Genomic DNA, 21,737 nt, shown 5'->3' with positions numbered 1-21,737 from the left:
ATGAATGCGCAATTGCAGTACCAGATCGAGCAATTTTTCTACCGTAAATCCGAGCTGTGCGACGCCAAGGATTGGGACGCCTACCTCAAGCTGTTCGCCGAGCAGAGCGAGTTCCACTTGCCGCAGTGGGATTCGGAGCACGTCTATACCCAGGACCCCAAGCGCGAGATGTCGCTGATCTACTACGCCAACCGTTCCGGCCTGGAAGACCGGGTGTTCCGCCTGCGCACCGGCAAGGCCGCCTCGGCCACACCGCTGCCGCGCACCCTGCACCTGATCAACAACGTACGTATCAATGAACTGCCCCAGGGTGAGCTGGAAGTGCGCTTGAACTGGCACACGCTGTTCTATCGCCTGGCCACTTCCGAACAGTTCTACGGCACCGCCACCTATCGCCTGACGCCCCATGACGGCAGTTGGCTGATCGCCCGCAAGCACGTGCTGCTGCTCAACGACACCATCAACTCGGTGCTCGATTTCTACCACCTCTGAGGAGACCGGCGCATGAACCACAAGGTTGCGTTCAGCTTTGCCGACGGCAAGACGCTGTTCTTTCCGGTGCAGGCCAACGAAATACTGCTCGATGCCGCCCTGCGCAATGGCATCAAGATCCCCCTCGACTGCCGCGAAGGCGTGTGCGGCACCTGCCAGGGTCGCTGCGAATCCGGCGACTACAGCCAGGACTATGTGGACGAGGAAGCCCTCTCCAGCCTCGACCTGCAGCAGCGCAAAATGCTCACCTGCCAGACCCGGGTCAAATCCGACGCGGCGTTCTATTTCGATTTCGCTTCCAGCCTGTGCAACGCCGCCGGGCCGGCGCAACTCAGCGGCACGGTGACCCAGGTCACCCAGGTCTCGGCGAGCACGGCGATCCTGCACCTGGACCTTGGCACAGACACCCCGGCGCTGGACTTCCTCCCGGGGCAGTACGCCCGGCTGCTGATTCCCGGCACCGAGAGCAAGCGTTCGTACTCCTTCGCCAACCGCCCCAGCGCGGCGAACCAACTGCAATTCCTGATTCGCCTGCTGCCCGACGGGGTGATGAGCAACTACATCCGCGAGCGCTGCCAGGTCGGTGACCGGATCGAGCTGGAAGCACCGCTCGGGGCGTTTTACCTACGCCACATCACTCGCCCACTGCTGCTGGTGGCCGGCGGTACCGGGCTGTCGGCGATGCTCGGCATGCTCGACGAAATGACCGAGCGCGGCTGCGAGCAACCGGTGCACCTGTACTACGGCGTACGCGATGCCGCCGACCTGTGCGAGCGCGCGCGCATCCTTGCCTACGCCCAGCGCATTCCCGGGTTTCGCTACACCGAGGTGGTCAGCGAGCCGACGCCAGAATGGAGCGGCAAGCGCGGCTACCTCACTGAGCACTTCGAGGCCAGCGAACTGCGCGATGCCGCCGCCGACATGTATGTGTGCGGACCACCGCCGATGGTCGAATCGATCAAGAGCTGGCTGATCGCGCAAAATCTGCAAAACGTGCAGCTTTATTACGAAAAATTCACCGAAAGCAACGTCTGACGGCCACAAACGGGCGCCAATTGAATAAGCTGTCGGGGTGCAACACAGCCGGACCAAAACAACTAGAAGGTAAGCAGATGGCGGAACAAATACAGCAACAGGGCGAACTCAAGCGGGGGCTGAAAAATCGACACATTCAGCTGATCGCCTTGGGTGGTGCGATCGGGACAGGCTTGTTCCTGGGTTCCGCTGGCGTACTCAAGTCAGCAGGCCCCTCGATGATTCTCGGCTACGCGATTGCCGGGTTCATCGCCTTCCTGATCATGCGCCAGCTCGGCGAAATGATTGTCGAGGAGCCGGTCGCCGGGTCCTTCAGTCACTTTGCCCATAACTACTGGGGTGGTTTTGCCGGCTTCCTGTCCGGCTGGAACTACTGGGTGCTGTACGTGCTGGTGGGCATGGCGGAGCTGACGGCAGTCGGCAAGTACATCCAGTTCTGGTGGCCCGAGGTGCCGACCTGGGTCAGCGCGGCGGTGTTCTTCGTGCTGGTCAACCTGATCAACACCATGAACGTGAAGGTGTTCGGCGAAGCGGAGTTCTGGTTCGCGATCATCAAGGTCGTGGCCATCATCGGCATGATCGTCCTCGGCTGCTACATGCTGTTCAGCGGCACCGGCGGCCCGCAAGCCTCGGTGAGCAACCTGTGGGACCACGGCGGTTTCTTCCCCAATGGCACCACCGGCCTGCTGATGGCAATGGCCTTCATCATGTTCTCCTTCGGTGGCCTGGAGCTGGTGGGTATCACCGCGGCCGAAGCCAGCGAGCCACGCAAAGTGATTCCCAAGGCGATCAACCAGGTGGTCTACCGGGTGCTGATCTTTTACGTCGGCGCCCTGACCGTGCTGCTGTCGTTGTACCCATGGGACCAACTGCTGCAGACCCTCGGCGCCTCGGGCGATGCCTACAGCAGCAGCCCGTTCGTGCAGATCTTTGCCCTGATCGGCAGTGACACCGCAGCGCAGATCCTCAACTTCGTGGTGCTGACCGCTGCACTGTCGGTCTACAACAGCGGCGTCTACTGCAACAGCCGCATGCTGTACGGCCTGGCGGACCAGGGCGATGCGCCGAAGTCGTTGATGAAACTGACCAAAAACGGCGTGCCGTTCCGTGCCCTGTGCGTGTCGGCGCTGGTGACTCTGCTCTGCGTGGTGGTCAACTACGTGGCGCCGCATAGCGCACTGGAACTGTTGATGGCGCTGGTGGTTGCCTCGTTGATGATCAACTGGGCGATGATCAGCCTGACTCACCTGAAATTCCGCAAGGCCATGCAGGCCAAAGGCGTGGTGCCGGGCTTCAAGGCCTTCTGGTCGCCCTTCACCAACTACCTGTGCCTGGCGTTCATGTTCATGATCATCTGCGTGATGTTGATGATCCCGGGCATCAGCGCCTCGGTGTATGCGATCCCGGTGTGGATCGCGATCCTGTACGTTGCCTACCGCTTGCGGGTGGCGCGCGCCGGGAATGTATCGGTCGCGCAGTAAGCTTCAGCCCATAAAAAACCCCGGCATTCAGTGAATGCCGGGGTTTTTTTATGCCTGTTGACTCAGAGCGTGGAGCGTACGCGCCACAGTTCCGGGAACAGCACGGTGTCGAGCATCTTGCGCAGGTAGCCCACGCCTTCGGTACCGCCGGTGCCAGGCTGGAAGCCGATGATCCGCTCGACCGTGGTCACATGGCGGAAACGCCACTGGCGAAACGAGTCTTCGAGGTCGATGAACTTCTCGGCCAACTGGTACAGGTCCCAGTACTGCGTCGGATTCTTGTAGACCACGCGCCAGGCCGCTTCGACCGAGGCATCGTGAGCAGTCGGTAGGGTTGGATCGACGCTCAGGCGCTGTGGATCGATGTCCAGGCCGGCGCTGATCATCAGGCGGATTGCCTCGTCGTACAGCGATGGCGTGGCGATCGACTTCTGCAGTTCTGCCAGCAGTTCCGGACGATGAGCGTGGGGACGCAGCAGGGTCGCGCTCTTGTTGCCGAGGATGAATTCAATCTCGCGGTACTGGAACGACTGGAAGCCCGACGATTGGCCGAGGAACGGGCGGATCGCGTGGTATTCGGTCGGGGTCATGGTCGCCAGCACGGTCCAGGCATGCACCAACTGGTCGAAAATCCGCGACACCCGCGCCAGCATCTTGAACGCTGGCGGCAGCTCGCCGAGGCGCACGTGTTCGCGGGCAGCCTTGAGTTCGTGCAGCATCAGTTTCATCCACAGCTCGGACGTCTGGTGCTGGATGATGAACAGCATTTCGTTATGGTCGGGCGACAGCGGGTGCTGGGCGCTGAGGATGCGCCCCAGGTCCAGGTAATCGCCATAACTCATGGAGTCGGAAAAATTCAGCTCGGCGTTATGCCATTCGTCGTTCTGGTTACCGGCGGAATACGGACATTGGCTCATTGGGCGGCCTCCTCAGGTGTCAATTTATTCAGGGGACGCAAAATGGCCCGGACCGGGCTGGCGTCAAGGTTGGCAAAGCGCAGCGGCAAGGCGATCAGCTCGTAGTCACCTTCAGGCACGTCATCGAGGACGATGCCTTCGAGGATCGCCATGCCGTGCCGGGCGATCGCGTTATGGGCATCCATGGTTTTCGAGGTCTGGGGGTCGAGGGACGGCGTGTCGATGCCGATCAGCCGCACTCCGAGGCCCGCCAGCAAATCGACAGTGGTCTTGGCCACGGCGGTGAAGTCGCTGTCCCAGGTCGCCAGCGGGGCCCGGCGATAGGTGCGCAACAGCACCCGTTCGGGCACCTGCCCGAGACGTCCGGCGAGCTGCTCGGGCTCGACCAGCGCACCGCTGTCCAGGCAATGCAGGACCCGGCACGGGCCCATGTAGGTGTCCAGCGACACTTCGCCGATGGGCGCGCCATCCGGGCTGTAGTGCAACGGCGCGTCGACATGGGCGCCGGTGTGCGGCGACAGGGTGATGCGCCCGACGTTGACCGGACACTCCGGCCCATAGGTCCAGACGCGCTCTTCCTGAAACGGTGTATCGCCCGGCCACGTGGGGGTGGCGGTACTCAAGGGTGGGCTGATGTCCCACCAGGAGGGTGTTGTTTTCATTGTATTGATCTCGGCCTGCTCACGCGTGAATGATACGAGCGAAACCCCTGAACTTTCTTGCGAAAAACTCCGCCGCCGGTCAAATGTTTCGCACTTACTGCTAAAAAAACCGAGTTTGAGCGATGGAAATTTCAATCACCGAAAGAGCCCCTTGACTCTCCCCCATGGGGCCGACTTTATCCTCCGGTTTTGGTTATTTGTAGGAGCGAGCCTGCTCGCGATGAGGCCGTCGGCTACACCGCATCAACTTCATCGCTAACAAGCCAGCGCCTACAGGGACCTCATTTTTGTCCTTGAGTGATACTTCCATGAGCAAACGCATCCTGGTGATTCTCGGTCACCCCTCCCACGACAGTTTTTGCGGCGCGCTCACCGAGCGTTACGTGCAGGCCGCGAAAGATGCCGGGCACCAGGTGCGCGAACTGCGCCTGGGTTCACTGGATTTCGACCCGATCCTGCGCGAAGGCTACCGCCAGGTGCAGCCGCTGGAAGCCGATCTGCTGCAGGCCCAGGCGGACATCACCTGGGCCGAACACCTGACGTTCGTCTACCCGATCTGGTGGGGCGCGATCCCGGCGCTGCTCAAGGGCTTTTTCGATCGGGTGTTCCTGCCCGGGTTTGCCTTCAAGTATCGCCCCGGCAAGGCCTTCCCGGAACAGCTGCTGCGAGGGCGCAGCGCTGACCTGCTGGTGACCATGGACACACCGCCCTGGTACTACCGCTGGGTGTACCGCATGCCCGGCCTGCATCAGATGCGCAAGACCACCCTGGCCTTCTGCGGCATCCGGCCACGCAAGACCCTGACTTTCGGCCCCATACTCGGCTCCACCGAACGGCAACGGGAAATCTGGCTCAAGCAAGCCCAGGCTATCGCTGCGGGGTAAGTCTCGGAGATAATCCGCCGCGTCAACCACGAAAAAGGGACTTTTCATGTACATCGGTAAAGCGGCGAAGCTTTCGGGCACCACCATCAAGAGCATTCGTCACTACGAAGACATCGGCCTGCTGCCGCCCGCCCAGCGCCAAGGCAAATACCGCATCTACGACCAACAGAGCGTCGAGCTGCTGAGCTTCATCAAGTGCGCCCAGCAACTGGGCTTCAAGCTCAAGGAAATGCAGGCAATGTTCCAGGACTACCACGGCCAGGCCATGCCGTGGAATCTGGCCCAGCAGGCGATCAGCGAGAAGAAGAAGCAGCTGAGTGCGAGCATCGCGCAGATGACCCGTCAGGTCCGCCAACTGAGCGAACTGCAGGCCAGCCTGGCACAGGTGCAGAGCGATTGCCCACTGGAGCGGATCTGAGCGCAAGCGCGTTTCTGGACAGCTGAGTGTCGACCCCAGACAACTGATCCGGGGTCGGGCGCTATAGGGTGCAGGTTCATTCCTGCCCAACGCCCGGAGTCCGCATGACCGCCCCGATTACCGTCCTTCGCGATACCCATCCCCTGCCCGTGCTCGATGCCTGCAAATGGGAAAAGCTCGAAGGCGACCCGCACACCGTCAACCTCAACGCCTACACCAGCGAAGATGGCAGCAAGATCATGGGCACCTGGATCTGCACGCCGGGTAAGTGGCGCGTCGATTATGTGAAGTGGGAGTACTGCCATTTCCAGGAAGGTTACTGCGTGATCACCCCGGACGGCATGGCGCCGATCCACCTGCGCGCGGGCGACATCTTCGTCGTCGAGCCAGGCATGAAGGGAACTTGGGAAGTGGTGGAGACGGTGCGCAAGTATTTCGTGTTTGCTTGATACCGGAACCGGCAAAAAACCTGCAGGAGCTGGCTTGCCAGCTCCTGCAATCCCACCCTGGATCCGCTTACTTCGGCTTGCGATAGCTGTTAACGATCGCCGAGAAATCCTGCCCACCCTCACCGCGCAAGCTCATCGCCTGGTACAACTGCTGGGCCACCGCGCCGAGCACCACCGGTTGATGCGCCTGACGCGCCGCTTCAGTCGCCAGCCCAAGATCCTTGAGCATCAGCTCGGCACAAAAACCGCCGGTGTAACCACGTGAGGCCGGTGCGGTTTCGATCACGCCAGGCCACGGGTTGTAGGTGTCCGAACTCCAGCAACGCCCGGTGGAGCTGTTGATGATCCCGGCCAAAACACCGGTGTCGATCCCCAGCGCATCGCCCAGGGCCATGGCTTCGCTGACGCCGACCATGGAGATTCCCAGCAGCAGGTTGTTGCAGATCTTGGCGATCTGCCCAGTGCCGACGGCACCGCAATGCACAATGTTGCGGCCCATCTGCGCCAGCACGGGCTGCAGGGTGGCAAACAACTCCGGGGTGGCCCCGACCATGAAGGTCAGGGTGCCCGCAGCGGCGCCACCGGTGCCACCGGACACTGGCGCATCCGCCAGGCTCACACCCTGCGCGGCCGCCGCCGCAGCGACATCCCGCGCGGTCTGCGGATCGATGGTGCTGCAATCCACTGCCGGCACACCCTCGCCGATTCCCGCCAGCACACCGTTCTCACCCAGCCAGACGCTGCGCACATGCGCCGCAGCCGGCAGCATGGTGATCACCAATTCGGCGCCCTGCGCGGCTTCCTTGGCCGAGCCGCTGATGTGCCCGCCCAATTGCTCCAGTTCCGCCAGCACCGCCTTGTTCAGGTCGACCAGGTTCAGCGCGTGGCCGGCCTTGATCAGGTTGCGCGCCATCGGCGCGCCCATGTTGCCCAGACCAATAAACGCGATCTTCATCTCGGCTTCCTTAACGCAGGTTAATGGTGGTGTTCACACCGTCGTTGACGCTGTTGTCGTCAAACCAGCGGGCGGTGACGGTCTTGGTCTGAGTGTAGAACTGCACCACTTGCTTGCCATACGGGCCGAGGTCGCCGAGTTTGGAACCCCGGGAACCGGTGAAGCTGAAGAACGGGACCGGCACCGGAATCGGGATGTTGATACCCACCTGGCCGATGTCGATTTCACTCTGGAATTTACGCGCCGCCGCACCACTCTGGGTGAACAGGCCGGTGCCGTTGCCAAACGGGTTGGCGTTGACCAGGGCAATCGCCTGATCGAGGGTGTCGACTTCCAGCACCACCAGCACCGGGCCGAAGATTTCCTGGGTGTAGATCTGCATGTCGGTGGTCACCCCGGAGAACAGGGTCGGGCCGACAAAGTTGCCTTGCTCGTAGCCCGGCACGCTGATGTCGCGACCGTCGAGTTCGAGCTTGGCGCCTTCCTTGATGCCGCTTTCGATCAGCTCGAGAATCCGCGCCTTGGCGCGCTTGGAAATCACCGGGCCGACATCGGTCCCCGGCTCGCTGCCGGCATTGACCGTGAGTTTCTGCGCCAGCGCCTTGAGGTCGGGCAGCCACTGCTTGGCCGCGCCCACCAGCACCACCACCGAGGTCGCCATGCAACGCTGGCCGGCCGCACCAAAACCGGCACCGACCAGGGCATTCAGCGCCTGCTCGCGGTTGGCGTCGGGCAGCACCACGGCGTGGTTCTTCGCGCCCATCATCGACTGCACGCGCTTGCCATGTTTGCCAGCGAGATCGTAGACATGAGTACCGACTGCGGTCGAACCAACGAACGACACCGCCTTGATGTCCTTGTGGGTGCACAGCGCATCCACCACGTCCTTGCCGCCGTGGACCACGTTGAGCACACCGGCCGGAACCCCGGCTTCAATCGCCAGTTCCACCAGCAGCAAGGTCGACAGCGGATCCTGCTCGGACGGTTTGAGCACGAAGGTGTTGCCGCAAGCGATGGCCATCGGGAACATCCACAGCGGAATCATCGCCGGGAAGTTGAAAGGGGTGATGCCGGCGCAGACGCCGATCGGCTGGCGCAGGGTGTAGGTATCGACGCCGCCGGCGACGTTTTCGGCGAATTCGCCCATTTGCAGGGTGCCGATAGAGCAGGCGTGTTCAACCACTTCCAGGCCACGGAAAATGTCGCCTTCAGCGTCGGCAATAGTCTTGCCCTGCTCGGCACTGAGGACCACGGCGATGCGCTTGGAGTGCTCGCGAATCAGCGCCTGAAGTTTGAGCATGATGCGCATCCGTGCGCCAATCGGAGTCAGTTTCCAGGTCTGGAAGGCGCGCTGGGCAGCGTTGATTGCAGCGTCGACTTCATCGGCGGTAGCGAACGGAACCTTGGCCAGCACTTCCTGCGTGGCCGGGTTGACGATGTCGTGCCATTCGCTGGTTTGAGACTCGACCCACTGACCGTCGATCAGCAATTTGGCCGTTTGCACGGTGGTTTCGTTGGGCGTGAGCGATGCGTTCATGTGGGTCTCCGGTACTTATATTTATGCTGGGAGCCAAGGCGCAGAGGTCGCCTTGAGATGAGGCGTGTACCGCAAGTGGTGAGCGGACTGTTTTTGGAGTATAGATGTGCAAACTTCTAATAAGAACGCACATAAAAGCCGGTCCAACATGCAAAAAAACATCACATCCCTGGGCTCCCTGAACTGGGACGACCTGAAGTTTTTCCTCGAAGTGGCCCGCACCCGCAAGGCCAGCACCGCGGCCAAGCGCCTTGCGGTGGACTACACCACGGTGTCGCGACGCATCAGTTCGCTGGAAGGCGCTTTGGGCACCTTGTTGTTCGAGAAATCGCGGACCAACGGCTTCGTGCTGACCGCCGAGGGCCAGCGCCTGCTGGGTTATGCCGAGTCAATAGAAAGTACCCTGCACATGGCCTGCGAGCAGGTTTCGGGGTCCGGCGTGGCGTTGTCCGGGCACGTGCGCATGGGCTGCACCGAAGGCTTCGGCAGCTTCTTTATCACTCCGCAGTTGAGTCACTTCGTCGACGCCTACCCGGCGATCTCGGTGGACATCCTGCCGCTGCCGCACTTCATCAGCCTGTCCAAGCGCGAAGCCGACATCGTCATCGCCCTCGAACGCCCGGAACACGGCCCGTACGTGTGCTGCAAACTCTGCGACTATCGCCTGCAGCTGTACGCGACCCAGGACTACCTCGACCAACACCCGCCGATCCGCCGCCCGGCCGACCTGGCCCGGCATCAATTCATCAGCTACGTCGACGACCTGGCCTTCAGCTCTGAGCTGCTTTATCTGGCCAACGTCCTGCCCGGCGCCAGCGCCAACCTGCGCAGCACCAGCGTCATCGCCCAGTTCGTTGCCGCCCAGCAAGGCCGCTCGCTGGCGATCCTGCCCTGCTTCCTCGCGGCTCAGGACCCACGCCTGCTACCGGTGCTGCCGGAGGAGATCAACATCACACGGCAGTTCTGGATGTACTGCCGGGAAGACTTGAGGAAGCTCAAGCGCATCACCCTGCTCTGGGATTACATCCGCAGCGTCACCGAGCAGAACCAGGCGCTGTTGATGGGGCAGACGCGGGAAATGCACTTCGCCGATTAGTCGTTGCTGACGACGATCGCCACTCGACGGTTTTCATTGCGGCCGGTGGCAGTTTTGTTGGTGGCGACCGGGACGCTGCTGCCGAATCCGCGCAGCTGGATGTTTTCTTCACGCATGCCGACCTGCTGCAGGACGGTGCTCACGCTCTTGGCGCGGCGCACCGAGAGTTGCTGGTTGTAGGCTTCCTTGCCCGAAGCGTCGGTGTGGCCGTCGACCCGCACTCGGTCGATGCCGACGTCCAGCAGGGCTTTGCCGATGCGCTGGACGATGGCGCTGCTCTGCGCATTCAGGCTGTCGACGTCGCTGCCAAATAGCACCTTGCCGGACAAGCCAAACTCCCAGCCTTCATCGGTCAATTCGAACCCCTGCTGCTTGAGCACCGCGATCTGTGCGGGGCTGAGGCCTTTTTGCGGGGCGGTCTGGCAGCCGCTCAGGGCGAGCATCGCCATGAACAGCGAGAACATGAACAATCGAAGGGAACGCTGGGAAACTGGGGACACGGGGGGTTAGCTCCTGTTTTTCAAAGGTGCGGCAAGGTGCTCCGACGTTGCCGTGTATTGCCCGCCTCGGGAGAGGCGTTTGGCCTGGTACATCGCCGCATCGGCGGCATGCAACAGGGAGCCGGGTGTGGCACCGTGATCCGGAAAGATCGCGATTCCCACACTCAGCGAGGTCTGCACCGTCTGGCCGTCGGCCAATTGCACCGGTGCCTGCATGCTGGCGATGATTTTGTCGGCGATGCGTTCGGCATCTTCGACCTTGTGCAGCGGCGTCAGCAACACCGCAAACTCGTCTCCGCCGAGGCGACCCACCAGGTCCTCTTCGCGCAATTGCGCGCGCACTCGGGTGGCGACCGCTGTCAGCACCGCGTCGCCAGCGGCATGACCGTATTGATCGTTGATGTCCTTGAAGCGATCGCTGTCGAGAAACAACACCGCCAGCCGCTCGTCGTACTTCTTCGCGGTGCGCAGCGAGCGCATCAAGCGGCCCTCGAAAAATGCCCGGTTCGGCAGGCCGGTCAGGCTGTCGTGGCTGGCCTGGTGGGCGAGGGATTCGTTTTCACTTTGCAGGTGGGTCTGCCACGATTCGAGCTCATCGAGCAGGGCATTGAAGTCGTTGCCCAGGCTGTCCAGCTCGGCTATCCGCGCCGGCGGCACACGCTGGTCGAAGGCCCGCTCGCTGCGCACCGCATGCGCCACCTGCGCGAGTCGGCGCAACGAACCGGTGATGCCCTTGAGCTGGTGGCGCGCCAGGTACAGCGCAACCCAGGCACTGAGGGCGGCGCAGGCGATGATCCCGGCAAGTCCGCTGAGCAGAAAGCGCAGCAGACTGGCACCGTGGCCCACCACCAGAATGCTGCCGACCTCATGGCCCTCGTGGACAATCGGCAAGCGCATGGGCTTTTCCAACACCGCTCGCGCCAACTGCATTTCCAGCTGTGACACCCAGCCGTTTTCCGGTCGCTGCCAGCGCGCCAGCAACTGCCCTCGTCTGTCGAACACCTGGGCGTCCGCCACCTCTTCAGTCGAAGCGATCAACGCCAGCGCTTCGGTCGCCGCCACGTTGTCGTTGAACACCACCGCCGCTTCCACGGTGTAATTGATCGAGCGGGCAATCAGTTCCAGGTTGTGATCGGCGTAGGCGCGCAAGGCCAGGACGCCGAGCAGGGTCAGGCTCAAGCTGGTCATGGTCACGCCCACCAAGGCAATCATCAGGTTGCCGCGGCCAATGACCGAACGCAGGGTAGCTCGCCCGTCTTTGTCGAATAGCCTCATGGCGCCGCCGTTTTGCGACGCGAGAGTTGCAGGACACTCGGGTGAATCCGCACGCCGCTGCGCGCTACCGAGTCGAGATTGACGTCGAACGCCACATGGGCGTCGCTGACCCGTAGGCAGAACAGGCTGCCGACCGTACAGGCGTCGTCCGCTTCACTGATGCTCAACACCGGACGCCCGCTCAGGGAGGCGAACAACGTTTCGCGCTCTGGCTGGGAAAGTTTGCCGATGTACACCGCCTCGCAGTCGGTGGCGATTGCCGGATGGCTGGTGAGAAAACGCCGCACCACCACCGGACGCCCGGTGGCCTGAATCGTGCCCTTGACCAGGTCGTCGGTGTATTCGGTGGGGCCGATCACGCACAGGCGCAGTTGCGCAGGCTCTACCGGCCAGCGGGCGTAGCTGAGGATACCGAGTACCACTTGGGTGACCGCCAGCGCGCGCTGCTCGGCCATGCTCACTGGAGCGGACGAGGCGGCGCAGGCCGCCACGCTGAACAAACAGAGAATGCCTGCCAGCAGCCATCGCTTGCAGCTGACCATGCACGCTGTCATCAAGACAGTCAGCTTCATTCAGGCATTCTCGTTGATCGTTGCGAAATGATGCCGCAACGATAGCACAGCGCCAAAACAGCGGCGAGGCCAGCCCACGGGCGCCGCTGCCTAGTGAAGCTCCAGCATCAGCCCGCTCAAACGCTTGACCTTGCGCTTGACCGCCTCCTCGAACACGCCGCCACGGGGCTCGATCAAGCTGAACCAGTCCTTGGCCCGGGTGATGCCGGTGTAGATCAACTCCTTGGTCAGCACCGGGTTCAGCGCATCCGGGAGGATCAATGCGGTGTGAGTAAATTCCGAACCCTGGGACTTGTGCACCGTCATCGCGTACACGGTTTCCACATCGTTGAGCCGGCTTGGCAGGACGAAGCGCACGCCGCCCTGGCCATCGTTGCGCGCGAAGGCCACCCGCAGCACCTGCCGCCCCGCTTGCTCAGCGTCACGTTCGGGCAATTTGAGGGCGATGCCGATGTCGCCATTCATCAGGCCCAGGCCGTAGTCGTTGCGGGTCATCAGTACCGGGCGGCCTTCGTACCATTGCTGATCGCTGTCGATCAGCCGGGCTTTGAGCAGCGCTGCGGTAATCCGCTGGTTGAGCCCCTCGACGCCCCAGGGGCCCTTGCGCACCGCGCATAACAACTGGAATGCGTCGAAGGCCTGCAGCACATCCCGCGCCCAGTCGACCCAGCACGGATCATCGGCCGCTGCCTGGGGCGATGGCCGTTGGCTGCGCAGGCGACTGAGGTAATGCCGGTAACCTTGCGGCCCCTCGCCATGACCGTCCAACAGCAGGCGCTCCAGCGCTCGGTCCTGTTCTCCCTTGAGCGCCAGCGAATACAGATCGGCGTGGCTGCGCGCGGCGAGCAACTTGCGCGCTTCGTCGGCCTGCTGCTGATTGACCCAGCGCGCCAGTTGGCCGATGCCGCTGCCTTCGCCAAACCGCCGAGAGTGACGCAGCATCACCACTTGCTGGGCCAGTGGGTGACTGCCGTCCTGGTCTTGCTGCAAGCCGCTGTCGGCCAATGACTCCTGGCTGACTGCCTCCAGCCAGGCACGGGTCTGCGGGCTGTACCAGCCGGCTTCGGCATCGCGGCACAGATCGCCAAGCACGGCACCGGCTTCCACCGAGGCCAACTGGTCCTTATCGCCCAACAGCACCAGCCGCGCATGGGTGGGCAAGGCGTCGAGCAGATTGGCCATCATTTCCAGGTCGATCATCGACGCTTCGTCGACCACCAGCACATCCAGCGGCAGGCGATTGCCGGCGTGATGGCGGAAATGCCGGGTGCCGGGACGGCTGCCCAACAGTCGGTGAACCGTGGTCACGTCGCTGGGGATCTTGTCTTTGACTTCGGCGGCGACCTGAAGGGTGCGCACTTGTTGGCTGATGGACTCAGTCAGGCGTGCGGCAGCCTTGCCCGTGGGTGCGGCGAGGCGAATGCGCAACGGTGTGCCAGCTTCCACGGCAGGCCCCTGGAGCAATGCCAGCAGACGCACTACGGTGGTGGTTTTGCCGGTGCCCGGACCGCCGGTAATGATGCTGAACGCACCACGGGTGGCCAAGGCGCAGGCGAGCTTTTGCCAGTCGATCGCCGCACCGGCACGCGCCGCGCCGAACAGCCCGGTGAGGCGTTCGGCCAAGTCAGGCGGTGTCGGCTCAGCGGCCGAGAGACGCTGGCGCAAGGCATCATCGATGCGTCGTTCGTAGGCCCAGTAGCGCCGCAAGTACAGGCGCTTGCCGGAAAGGATCAGCGGCCGTTGCGCGGCTTCGGCGCTGGCATCGACGGCCAGCGCCACCAGCGGGCTGCTCGCCAGGACTTTGCACCAGTGCGCGCCTTCCAGCGCCTCGAGCAATTGCGAAGGCAGCAACTGAGCGCCGGCCTGGGCATCGCCTTCCGGCGGCAGAGACAGGGCGAAATCCGGTTCCTTGAGGGTTTCGAACAGATCAAGACAGACGTGACCGTGGCCCAGTTGGTGACTGGTCAACGCCGCCGCCAGCAGCACCAGCGGATCGCCGTCGGGGGCACGCTCGTGGAGGAAGCCGACGAAGGCCTTGTCCAGCGCCCGCAGCCAGCCGCGCTCGACCCAGCGTTCGAGCAGCAGCAACAAATCCCGGGCGCTGCTCAGCGGTGCCAACTGCGCCAGGCTGTCGTCGGTCAAAGGCGTGGGTAACAGGTCAGCGAAGGAGCGTTTCATAGCAGTTCACCCTGCACCCAGGCGGCTTCGGCCCGGGGCTCTGGTTGGCCCTGGAACATCCGGTCCAGGCGTTCGATCAGCTCACGTGGCGGACGAGCGAAATAGGCGCCCTGGCTCGCCGCGCGCGTGCCGCGCAGGAACAGGTACAGGGCACCGCCGACGTGGCGGTCGTAGTCGTAGTCGGCCAGCCGCGCCTTGAGTTGACGATGCAGGGCCAGCAGGTACAAGACGTACTGCAGGTCGTAGCGATGGTCGAGGATCGACTGCTCCATGGCCTGCTCGCTGTACGCCGAATCATCGGCGCCCAGCCAGTTTGATTTGTAGTCGGCCACGTAATAGCGACCGGCGTGCTCGAAGGTCAAGTCGATAAACCCCTTGAACATGCCATTGAGTAGCACCGACTCGGCCCCCGCCCGGGCAACGCCGGCGTGGGTGTACTGGCGCACCAGTTCATCGAGCTTGAGCACATCGACCTTGTGGCTGGCGAACCAGAATTCCATCTCGACCCGGTACTCGCGCAACTGCCCCAGCACCACTGGCGGTTGCTCGTAACCCACCGGCAGCGGTAGCTGGACCAGGTGCTGCAGCCAGTCGCTCAGGGTGGTGATCCAGCCCTGCCAGCCGCGACGGTTGCAGCGCCGGGCAATCGCATCCTCGATCAGCTTCGGCTCGGCACTGAAGCGCTCCTCACCTGCCCATTCCAGTAGCCCGTGAAGAAAGGTCCCCGGGTTCGGCCCCCGGGGAAAGCGGTGGATATCGCCGCCGCTGGCAAGCATTTCACGGGGCGCATCGGGGTCGAGTCGCTCGTCATCGAAGAGTTTCTGCGCCTGCGGGCTTTCCGGTGCTTCGTCACTGCCCGGGGCCAGGCTGTCGCTGATGCGCAGTGCGCTATAGGAGGCAATCCACCAGTTTTCCGCAGCACGCCGCGTCGGCAGCAAAGGCGCCAGCAACTGCGCGGTGTTGCGCGGCGGCTGGTAGCGCTCGGCCGTGGCGATGGGCAGCGGCTCCTGGTGCACGGCGGCGCAGCCTTGCTGCAGGTCCAGCAGCCAGCGCTGCAACTGCGCCGACTCGGCCAACACCTGGCCGCCGCCGAGCACATAGCCCAACGCCGACAGGTGCAGCACCGAGCTGTTGCTGTTGCCGCGCTTGAGGTCGGCGACACCCAGCCAGCAGGCATGCTGGGCGCGGGTCAAGGCCACGTAGAGCAGGCGCAGGTCTTCGGCGAGGCGCTCATGGTCGGCCAGGGCAATCAGCTCAGGCGTCGGGTTCAGGCTGACCTGAGCCTTGCCCTGTTCGTCGTGGTAATGCAGCGGCAGGCGACTGCCATCCACCGGCTTGGCCGAACAAATGAACGGCAGGAATACCAGTGGGTATTCGAGGCCCTTGGACTTGTGGATAGTCACCACCTTGACCAGTTGCTCGTCACTTTCCAGACGCAGGATCTGCTCTTCACCGGCTTGCCCGGACAACGCCAGGTGCTCGGACAAATGACGGATCAGCGCCTGTTCGCCATCCAGTTCGGCGGCGGCCTGTTGCAGCAGCTCCGAGAGGTGCAACAGGTTGGTCAGCACCCGCTCGCCATCGCTGCGCGCGATCAGTGTCTGGGGCAAGCGGAAGTCATGCAGCAGGCGGCGCAACATCGGCAGCACACCCTGGCTGCGCCACAGGCTGCGATATTCACGGAATTGCATGACCCGGGATTCCCAGGCCAGTTCGTCCTGATTCAAGCGTTCCAGTTCAACCAGCGACAGGTTCAAGGTGATGCTCGCCAGGGCCGCGCGTAATGGTCGCTCGACATCGGGCTCCGCGCACGCCTTGAGCCAACTCAGCAGGTCATGGGCCTCCTGGGCGGCGAACACCGAATCCTTGTCCGACAGATAGACACTACGCACCCCACGCGCCGACAACTCGCTGCGCACCGCCTGAGCTTCCTTGCCGTCGCGCACCAGGATCGCGATGTCTGCCGGCAGCAAGCCCTTGAGCGCTTGCGTGTCACGGACAAAACCGGCTTGGCCCTGCTGACCAGCGTTGAGCAACGCGGTGATTTCACTGGCACAGGCCGCGGCCAGTTGTTGACGATAGACCGCGCCGGACAGCGCTTGCTCACTTGCCAGATGCCAGATGTTCAGCGCCGGTGTGACCGCGCCATTGATCTGCAGAACCTCCTTGCGACCCTGGGATTGCACCGGGGCAAAGGGCACCGGGTTGACGCCATCCGGTTCGCGGAACAGGAACGCACCACGCCCCTGCTCACGCACTTCGGCGCTATGGAACACGTGGTTCACCGCCTCGACCATGCCGTGGCTGGAACGGAAGTTGGTTCCCAGGGTGTGCAGTCGACCGCTGGTGGCCTGGCGGGCGCGCAGGTAAGTGTAGATATCGGCACCGCGAAAGGCGTAGATCGCCTGCTTCGGATCGCCGATCAGGAACAGCCCGCATTCGGGGTTGTTGTCCTCGATACGGTAAATGCTCTCGAAGATTCGGTACTGCACCGGGTCGGTGTCCTGGAACTCGTCGATCAGCGCCACCGGAAACTGCTCGCGGATCAGGCTCGCCAGACGCTCTCCGCCTTCGGCCTGCAACGCCGCACGCAGGCGCAGCAGCATGTCGTCAAAGCCCATTTCCGCACGCCGGCGTTTCTCTTCCTCGAAGCGCGCGCCGATCCACTGCGCGGCATGCTTGAGCACCGCCGCGTCGGGGGTCGGCAGCGCATCGAGGCGCGCCTTGAGTCCGACCATCGCTTCCAGCCCCGGATGGTCCGGGGCTTGACCTTTCCAGGCCTCGGCCATGCCGTCAGGGGTCAGACGGGTGAAACCCGTCCCGATGTCCAATTCTTCGAGGCTTTCATCTGCGGCCCAGGCGCTAATTTTCTCGAACCAGGGCTCGCAGTAGCGCGCTTGCATCTTGCGTCCGTCGACGGCCTTGTCAGCGATGCCTTGCAGGCAGATCGCGCGCAACTCCTGGGCCCAGTCGGTCCAGGGCGCCTTCAAGGAGACCAGGGCCTCGCGGCGCTGCTGCAGGCATTCGTCGATCAATTCCGCAGGGTCGCGTCCTGCGACGCCGTCGCGCTCACTGTCGAACAAACCGCGCACGCGACTCAATAAGGCAGCCGGGCCGCCCCAATGGCTGCGCACCCAGTTCAGCGCATCGCCCTGCATCGGGTAGCAATACAGGCGCCAGTAATCACGCACCACTTCGCCGAGCAAATCGCTGTGATCGGTCTCCAGCGATTGAGTGAACAGACTGCCGCTGTCGAAAGCATGTTCGCGCAGCATACGCTGGCACCAACTGTGAATCGTCGAAACGGCGGCTTCATCCATCCACTGTGCGGCGATGTCCAGCCGGTTGGCGCAGCCAGGCCAGTGCTGCGCTTCGTACTCGTCGCGCAGGTCGGCAATCAGGCTATCGGGGGCGGGCGTCTCGTCACGGAAATAGCGCGCCGCCTCCGCCAGCCGGGTGCGAATCCGCTCGCGCAGTTCCTTGGTGGCGGCGTCAGTGAAGGTCACCACCAGGATCTGTGGCGGCAGCAATTCACGGCCAAAGCCGCTGCTGGCGTCCCCATGACCCAGCACCAAACGCAGGTACAGCGCAGAGATAGTGAAGGTTTTGCCGGTGCCGGCACTGGCTTCGATCAGTTGGCTGCCACGCAGCGGAAACGCCAGGGCCAGGGGTAGAGTCGCGGTCATCAGTGCGATTCCTCGCCGGTCAGTGAGCGCCAGGGCGCTGCGTGCAATGGGCGGTAAAGGGCATCGCACCAGAGGGTGAACGTCTCATCGGCGATCAGCGCGTTGTAATCGCTGAACTGGCGAGCCAATGCCGGGCTTTCGCGGCGCTCGCCTTCGCTGTTCTGACCGTCGCCGTCGTAGGCCTTGCGCGCGGCAGCCTCGGCCTTGTTCGGATCGCTCTGACCGAGCCAGGCGAAGGCGGTCTTGACCGCGATCGGCAAGGGTTGGCGCATGCCGGCCTGCCAAGCCTGCATCAGGTCGCCGAGGATCTGCGCGGCGACATCTTGCTCCAGCGGATCGAGCAATAGCGTGTCGTCACTGGCAACCAGCCCGGTGGTCAGTGACAAGCCGCTGGCACAGGCCACCAAATGATTGACCCACGGACGGATCAGGCGATGCCACTTGCGGCTTTTGATCGAGCCGATGCTGTTGGGAATGGTAGTCACCGACAGCAGTCCACCGTCGCTGCGCTGATGCAGTCCACCGATCCAGCCTTCAAGGCTCACGCCATGCAGTTGCAGGGAGACCGGCAATGCGCTGGTTTGCGGGGTCGGCCACAGCACCAGCAGTTGCTGATAGCGCTGCAACAGGTCCGGCAGCGGCTCAATCAACTCGCGTTGCAGGCACTCACCGAAACCGGCCATGGGCAGCAAACCGCTGTCTTGCAGACGTCGCGCCTGCGCCTGCAACACCGGCTCGACCTGGTCGAGATCGCTGAGGGCTGCCGCCAGCAGGTTGTCGCTCAGGCTGTAGCGTTGCAACGCATCAAGGACGAAGGGTTCCTCGTCAGCCAGGGGCGCTTGGGCGGCTTCGAAGAACACCTTGAGCCGTTGGCTAAAAAAATGCCGGACCGGGTGGCGCAGGAAATCCTGCAGTTGCCCAAGGCTCAGGGGTTCTTCCTGAACGTAAGGGTCGAGCAAGGTCGAGGGGGCTGGGTGATCCTGTTGCTCATGCAGCAACTGCCACTCGCGGGCATAGCTGAACAGCGGATCGCCTTGATGAAAATAGCGCGCGCTGAAGGGTTGCAGCGGGTGCTCCTGGGTCATCGCCTCGAGCAGCCCTTCTGTCTCATATGCCAGCTTCCAGCCATTGGCCAGGTGGTCGCGCAATTGCCCGATCAGCACCGATGCCGGACGCTCACTGTTGTCGCGAATGCTGCGCCCGACCCAACTGATGTAGAGCTGGTCGCGCGCCGAGAGCAGGGCTTCGAGCAACAGGTAGCGGTCGTCTTCGCGGCGCGAACGGTCGCCGGGGCGGTAGTCGCTGCCCATCAGGTCGAAGTCCAGCGGCGGTTGCGCACGCGGGTAATCGCCGTCGTTCATGCCCAGCAGACACACTAGCTTGAACGGGATCGCGCGCATCGGCATCAAGGTGCAGAAGTTCACTGCCCCGGCGAGGAACCGCTGAGACAGACGGCCCTGATCGAGTCCGGCCAGCCAGGCTTCACGGACCACGGTCAGCGGCAGTGCGTCATACAGCCCGACCGCCTCGCACGTCTCCAGCCAGGTTTCGCGCAATAGTTCGAGCTGCGCCAGGACATAATCATCGTGCTCGTTGCTCGCCAGGAAAAACACCTGCATCAACGCTTGCAGGCGCAGGCCCCACTGCTCAGGCGAGGCCGCTTGAGTGAGTTCATCGTGGGCGATCTGCAGGGCATCGAGCAGCGCCACAAGCGGGCCAATCAGCGCCGCATCGAGACCGCCGATTTCGTCGTAGGGTTCGATGCCGTCGCACGCCTGTCCGCTGCCGACCGCATAGCCGAGCAGCATGCGCCGCAAGCCGAAACGCCAGCTGTTCTGTTCCAGCGCTTGCGGCAAACCGAGGCCGGCACGCTGCTCGGCATCCATGCCCCAACGAATGCCGGCGCCTTCGATCCAGCGATGCAGGGTCGGCAGGTCCCGCTCTTCGATGCCGAAGCGCGCACGCAATGCCGGGACGTCGAGCAGGTCGAGAATCTCGCTGACCGGGAAACGGCTGTCCGGCAGCTTGAGCAAGTGTTCGACAGCAATCAGCAAAGGATCCCGGCCACGCTGGCCCTGGTCAGTCAGGGTAAAGGGGATAAAGCGCGGGTCGTCACGGGTCAGTTGCCCGAACACGGCGCGAATGTGCGGCGCATAGCTGTCGACATCCGGGACCATGACGATCACATCACGCGGGCGCAACTGGGGATCGGCGCTGAAGCGTGCGAGCAACTGGTCATGGAGGATTTCCACTTCACGCTGGGCACTGTGGGCAATGTGAAAACGGATCGACGGGTCCTTGTCGAGGTCGACCGCAGGCCAGGTCTCGCGGGTTTCGTTCAGGGGGCGCAGTTCGAGGATGTCGTCCTGCAATTGGTTGAGCATCGACCATGGCTGACTGTCGCTGAACAGGTCGATGCGCCCATCGCGAAACGCCGAGCGGTAGCTGTTGGGATCGTCATAGCTGTCGAGGAGGTTGATGTAATCGCGCCCCTGCTTACCCCACGCCGCGAGCAGTGGGTGGGCGTGTTGGTGCAGGGTGTTCGGATCAAGCACCACCGGCATTCCGTTCTTGCGCGCTTGCCGCTTGTATTGGTGCCTTAACAGGTCTTTATCGGCGACGATGTCCGCCCAATGGTGACGGCAAGGGTTGTGTACACAGAGCAGCACCTGACTGAATCGCGCCAGTCCGGCGAGGGCTTCGAGAGCTTGGGCCGGTAGCGAGGAAATCCCGAAAACGATCACTCGGGACGGCAAGCCAGCGGGCGCGACAGCGAGACGAGTGATGGTTTCCATGAAGCGTTGATGCACGCCAGCGCGACTTTGCGCCATGCCCTGCTCGCCGACATCCAGCAGCAGTGCGCGCCACAATTCGGCTTGCCAGCAGTTGGCCGGGGTCAGGGGATGACTTTCGCCCCTGGCGTTGCGCAACTGATGTCGGCCCGCGGCCCAGTCTTCGAGCCAGTCGGCGCGATACACCTGGTATTGGTCAAACAGGTCGGCCAGGCGCTCGGCCAGTTGATAGCGCTTGCGCAGGTCGCTGTCGTGGGTCAGAAAGCGCTGCAAAGGCTCAAAGTGCGGCTGATCGATCAACTCCGGCAACAGGCGCATCAGCCGCCAGGTCAGCGGCGCCTTGTCGAGCAGGGACTTGGCAGGAATTTCATCGCGGCCCAGGACTTGCCGATACAGTTGCCACATGAAGCTGCCGGGCAACTGCACATCAATGGCTGCTGCAATGCCGCAGCCGCCCATGTCGTCGGCCTCTGGGTCTTCAGCCAAGGCCAGCTTCAGCCATTGGGCAATGCCGTTGCTCTGCACCAGGGCAATTTCATTTTCCAGGGGAGCCAGCGGGTAGCGCCGCATCCAACTGACCACCAGGCTGCGCAGCTCGTCCAGGCGATTGCCGTGAACCACCATGAAACCAGTACTGAGTCGCGAGGCGTCCGCCATGAATGCTTCCTTGATGAAATGCCAAAACCAAGGCCGAACCTTAGCATTATCAGGTGGTTGTGGTAGCGCAGGAAGTCGGCAACTTTCCCGCGCGCAAAAACAAAACCCCTACCTGCATTCGCAGATAGGGGTTTCGGAATTTAATCTTGAC

Annotated in this window: 17 protein-coding genes; 7 read left to right on the top strand and 10 right to left on the bottom strand. The window is 63.0% G+C overall.

Annotation, left to right across the window (positions count from 1 at the left end; translation table 11 throughout):
- The 3 genes from antB (at position 1) to NR126_RS20380 (ending at position 3,008) form a co-directional block, all read left to right on the top strand.
- Positions 1–492: an anthranilate 1,2-dioxygenase small subunit gene (gene antB / locus NR126_RS20390; RefSeq protein ID WP_027619290.1), complete on the top strand. Its 492-nt coding sequence runs from the start codon at positions 1–3 to the stop codon at positions 490–492.
- A gap of 12 nt (positions 493–504) precedes the next feature.
- On the top strand, positions 505–1,527 hold the full coding sequence (gene antC / locus NR126_RS20385; RefSeq protein ID WP_256830978.1) for an anthranilate 1,2-dioxygenase electron transfer component AntC: 1,023 nt from the start codon (positions 505–507) through the stop codon (positions 1,525–1,527).
- A 77-nt stretch (positions 1,528–1,604) separates the two neighbouring features.
- Positions 1,605–3,008 (top strand): amino acid permease, encoded by a 1,404-nt coding sequence (locus tag NR126_RS20380; RefSeq protein ID WP_027619288.1) that lies wholly within the window; start codon positions 1,605–1,607, stop codon positions 3,006–3,008.
- A 62-nt stretch (positions 3,009–3,070) separates the two neighbouring features.
- On the opposite strand, the gene kynA is transcribed toward NR126_RS20380, so the two are convergent.
- Positions 3,071–3,925: a tryptophan 2,3-dioxygenase gene (gene kynA / locus NR126_RS20375; protein WP_027619287.1), complete on the bottom strand. Its 855-nt coding sequence runs from the start codon at positions 3,923–3,925 to the stop codon at positions 3,071–3,073.
- Entirely contained in the window at positions 3,922–4,587 is a 666-nt protein-coding gene (gene kynB / locus NR126_RS20370) for an arylformamidase (RefSeq protein ID WP_105754884.1), read from the bottom strand. The genes kynA and kynB overlap by 4 nt, the downstream gene beginning before the upstream one ends.
- A 308-nt stretch (positions 4,588–4,895) precedes the next feature.
- On the opposite strand from kynB, the gene NR126_RS20365 reads away from it, so the two are divergent.
- The 3 genes from NR126_RS20365 to NR126_RS20355 all read left to right on the top strand — a co-directional run bounded on the left by NR126_RS20365 (position 4,896) and on the right by NR126_RS20355 (position 6,338).
- Positions 4,896–5,471, top strand: coding sequence for an NAD(P)H-dependent oxidoreductase (locus NR126_RS20365; RefSeq protein ID WP_256830972.1), 576 nt, complete (start codon positions 4,896–4,898; stop codon positions 5,469–5,471).
- Positions 5,472–5,517: 46 nt separating this feature from the next.
- Positions 5,518–5,889, top strand: coding sequence for a MerR family transcriptional regulator (locus tag NR126_RS20360; protein WP_027619284.1), 372 nt, complete (start codon positions 5,518–5,520; stop codon positions 5,887–5,889).
- A gap of 104 nt (positions 5,890–5,993) precedes the next feature.
- Positions 5,994–6,338: a cupin domain-containing protein gene (locus tag NR126_RS20355; protein WP_003177747.1), complete on the top strand. Its 345-nt coding sequence runs from the start codon at positions 5,994–5,996 to the stop codon at positions 6,336–6,338.
- A 67-nt stretch (positions 6,339–6,405) separates the two neighbouring features.
- Here NR126_RS20355 and mmsB read toward each other — a convergent pair whose 3' ends face one another.
- The gene (mmsB, locus tag NR126_RS20350; protein ID WP_256830971.1) at positions 6,406–7,293 is read right to left on the bottom strand and encodes a 3-hydroxyisobutyrate dehydrogenase; all 888 of its coding nucleotides are present in this window, start codon (positions 7,291–7,293) and stop codon (positions 6,406–6,408) included.
- Positions 7,294–7,303: 10 nt separating this feature from the next.
- On the bottom strand, positions 7,304–8,830 hold the full coding sequence (locus tag NR126_RS20345; protein WP_256830970.1) for a CoA-acylating methylmalonate-semialdehyde dehydrogenase: 1,527 nt from the start codon (positions 8,828–8,830) through the stop codon (positions 7,304–7,306).
- A 148-nt stretch (positions 8,831–8,978) separates the two neighbouring features.
- Here NR126_RS20345 and NR126_RS20340 point away from each other — a divergent pair, with 148 nt between their 5' ends.
- Positions 8,979–9,926 carry a LysR family transcriptional regulator gene (locus tag NR126_RS20340; protein ID WP_027619281.1) on the top strand — a complete coding sequence of 316 codons (948 nt, stop codon included), beginning with the start codon at positions 8,979–8,981 and terminating at the stop codon, positions 9,924–9,926.
- Here NR126_RS20340 and NR126_RS20335 read toward each other — a convergent pair.
- From NR126_RS20335 to recC, 6 genes are all read right to left on the bottom strand, one after another.
- Positions 9,923–10,390 (bottom strand): OmpA family protein, encoded by a 468-nt coding sequence (locus NR126_RS20335; protein WP_051550548.1) that lies wholly within the window; start codon positions 10,388–10,390, stop codon positions 9,923–9,925. The two genes, NR126_RS20340 and NR126_RS20335, sit on opposite strands and share 4 nt — an antisense overlap.
- A gap of 42 nt (positions 10,391–10,432) precedes the next feature.
- Entirely contained in the window at positions 10,433–11,701 is a 1,269-nt protein-coding gene (locus NR126_RS20330; RefSeq protein ID WP_027619279.1) for a diguanylate cyclase domain-containing protein, read from the bottom strand.
- Positions 11,698–12,273, bottom strand: a complete 576-nt coding sequence (locus NR126_RS20325; RefSeq protein WP_256830966.1) for a YfiR family protein — start codon at positions 12,271–12,273, stop codon at positions 11,698–11,700. Before NR126_RS20325 ends, NR126_RS20330 begins: the two co-directional genes overlap by 4 nt.
- Before the next feature lie 90 nt (positions 12,274–12,363).
- A complete protein-coding gene (gene recD, locus NR126_RS20320) occupies positions 12,364–14,451 on the bottom strand; it encodes an exodeoxyribonuclease V subunit alpha (protein ID WP_105754888.1) in 2,088 nt (695 codons plus the stop codon).
- A complete protein-coding gene (gene recB / locus NR126_RS20315) occupies positions 14,448–18,137 on the bottom strand; it encodes an exodeoxyribonuclease V subunit beta (RefSeq protein WP_256830965.1) in 3,690 nt (1,229 codons plus the stop codon). Before recB ends, recD begins: the two co-directional genes overlap by 4 nt.
- Complete coding sequence (gene recC / locus NR126_RS20310) at positions 18,137–21,586, bottom strand: exodeoxyribonuclease V subunit gamma (protein WP_027619275.1); 3,450 nt, start codon at positions 21,584–21,586, stop codon at positions 18,137–18,139. Before recC ends, recB begins: the two co-directional genes overlap by 1 nt.
- Positions 21,587–21,737 lie beyond the last annotated feature (151 nt).

The organism is Pseudomonas sp. Pse1 (assembly GCF_024519635.1).
Taxonomy (GTDB): domain Bacteria; phylum Pseudomonadota; class Gammaproteobacteria; order Pseudomonadales; family Pseudomonadaceae; genus Aquipseudomonas.
The sequence above is the reverse complement of the archived record's forward strand: the minus strand, read 5'-3'. Positions and strand labels throughout refer to the sequence as shown.

What these genes read in the sequence shown, in the direction of transcription:
- NR126_RS20330 (WP_027619279.1), bottom strand. Translation starts at nt 11,701, where the DNA reads ATGAGGCTATTCGACAAAGACGGGCGAGCTACCCTGCGTTCGGTCATT.
- NR126_RS20325 (WP_256830966.1), bottom strand. Translation starts at nt 12,273, where the DNA reads ATGAAGCTGACTGTCTTGATGACAGCGTGCATGGTCAGCTGCAAGCGA.
- NR126_RS20345 (WP_256830970.1), bottom strand. Translation starts at nt 8,830, where the DNA reads ATGAACGCATCGCTCACGCCCAACGAAACCACCGTGCAAACGGCCAAA.
- antB (WP_027619290.1), top strand. Translation starts at nt 1, where the DNA reads ATGAATGCGCAATTGCAGTACCAGATCGAGCAATTTTTCTACCGTAAA.
- NR126_RS20335 (WP_051550548.1), bottom strand. Translation starts at nt 10,390, where the DNA reads ATGTTCTCGCTGTTCATGGCGATGCTCGCCCTGAGCGGCTGCCAGACC.
- NR126_RS20380 (WP_027619288.1), top strand. Translation starts at nt 1,605, where the DNA reads ATGGCGGAACAAATACAGCAACAGGGCGAACTCAAGCGGGGGCTGAAA.
- NR126_RS20355 (WP_003177747.1), top strand. Translation starts at nt 5,994, where the DNA reads ATGACCGCCCCGATTACCGTCCTTCGCGATACCCATCCCCTGCCCGTG.
- kynB (WP_105754884.1), bottom strand. Translation starts at nt 4,587, where the DNA reads ATGAAAACAACACCCTCCTGGTGGGACATCAGCCCACCCTTGAGTACC.
- recD (WP_105754888.1), bottom strand. Translation starts at nt 14,451, where the DNA reads ATGAAACGCTCCTTCGCTGACCTGTTACCCACGCCTTTGACCGACGAC.
- NR126_RS20360 (WP_027619284.1), top strand. Translation starts at nt 5,518, where the DNA reads ATGTACATCGGTAAAGCGGCGAAGCTTTCGGGCACCACCATCAAGAGC.
- recC (WP_027619275.1), bottom strand. Translation starts at nt 21,586, where the DNA reads ATGGCGGACGCCTCGCGACTCAGTACTGGTTTCATGGTGGTTCACGGC.
- kynA (WP_027619287.1), bottom strand. Translation starts at nt 3,925, where the DNA reads ATGAGCCAATGTCCGTATTCCGCCGGTAACCAGAACGACGAATGGCAT.
- recB (WP_256830965.1), bottom strand. Translation starts at nt 18,137, where the DNA reads ATGACCGCGACTCTACCCCTGGCCCTGGCGTTTCCGCTGCGTGGCAGC.
- mmsB (WP_256830971.1), bottom strand. Translation starts at nt 7,293, where the DNA reads ATGAAGATCGCGTTTATTGGTCTGGGCAACATGGGCGCGCCGATGGCG.
- NR126_RS20340 (WP_027619281.1), top strand. Translation starts at nt 8,979, where the DNA reads ATGCAAAAAAACATCACATCCCTGGGCTCCCTGAACTGGGACGACCTG.
- NR126_RS20365 (WP_256830972.1), top strand. Translation starts at nt 4,896, where the DNA reads ATGAGCAAACGCATCCTGGTGATTCTCGGTCACCCCTCCCACGACAGT.
- antC (WP_256830978.1), top strand. Translation starts at nt 505, where the DNA reads ATGAACCACAAGGTTGCGTTCAGCTTTGCCGACGGCAAGACGCTGTTC.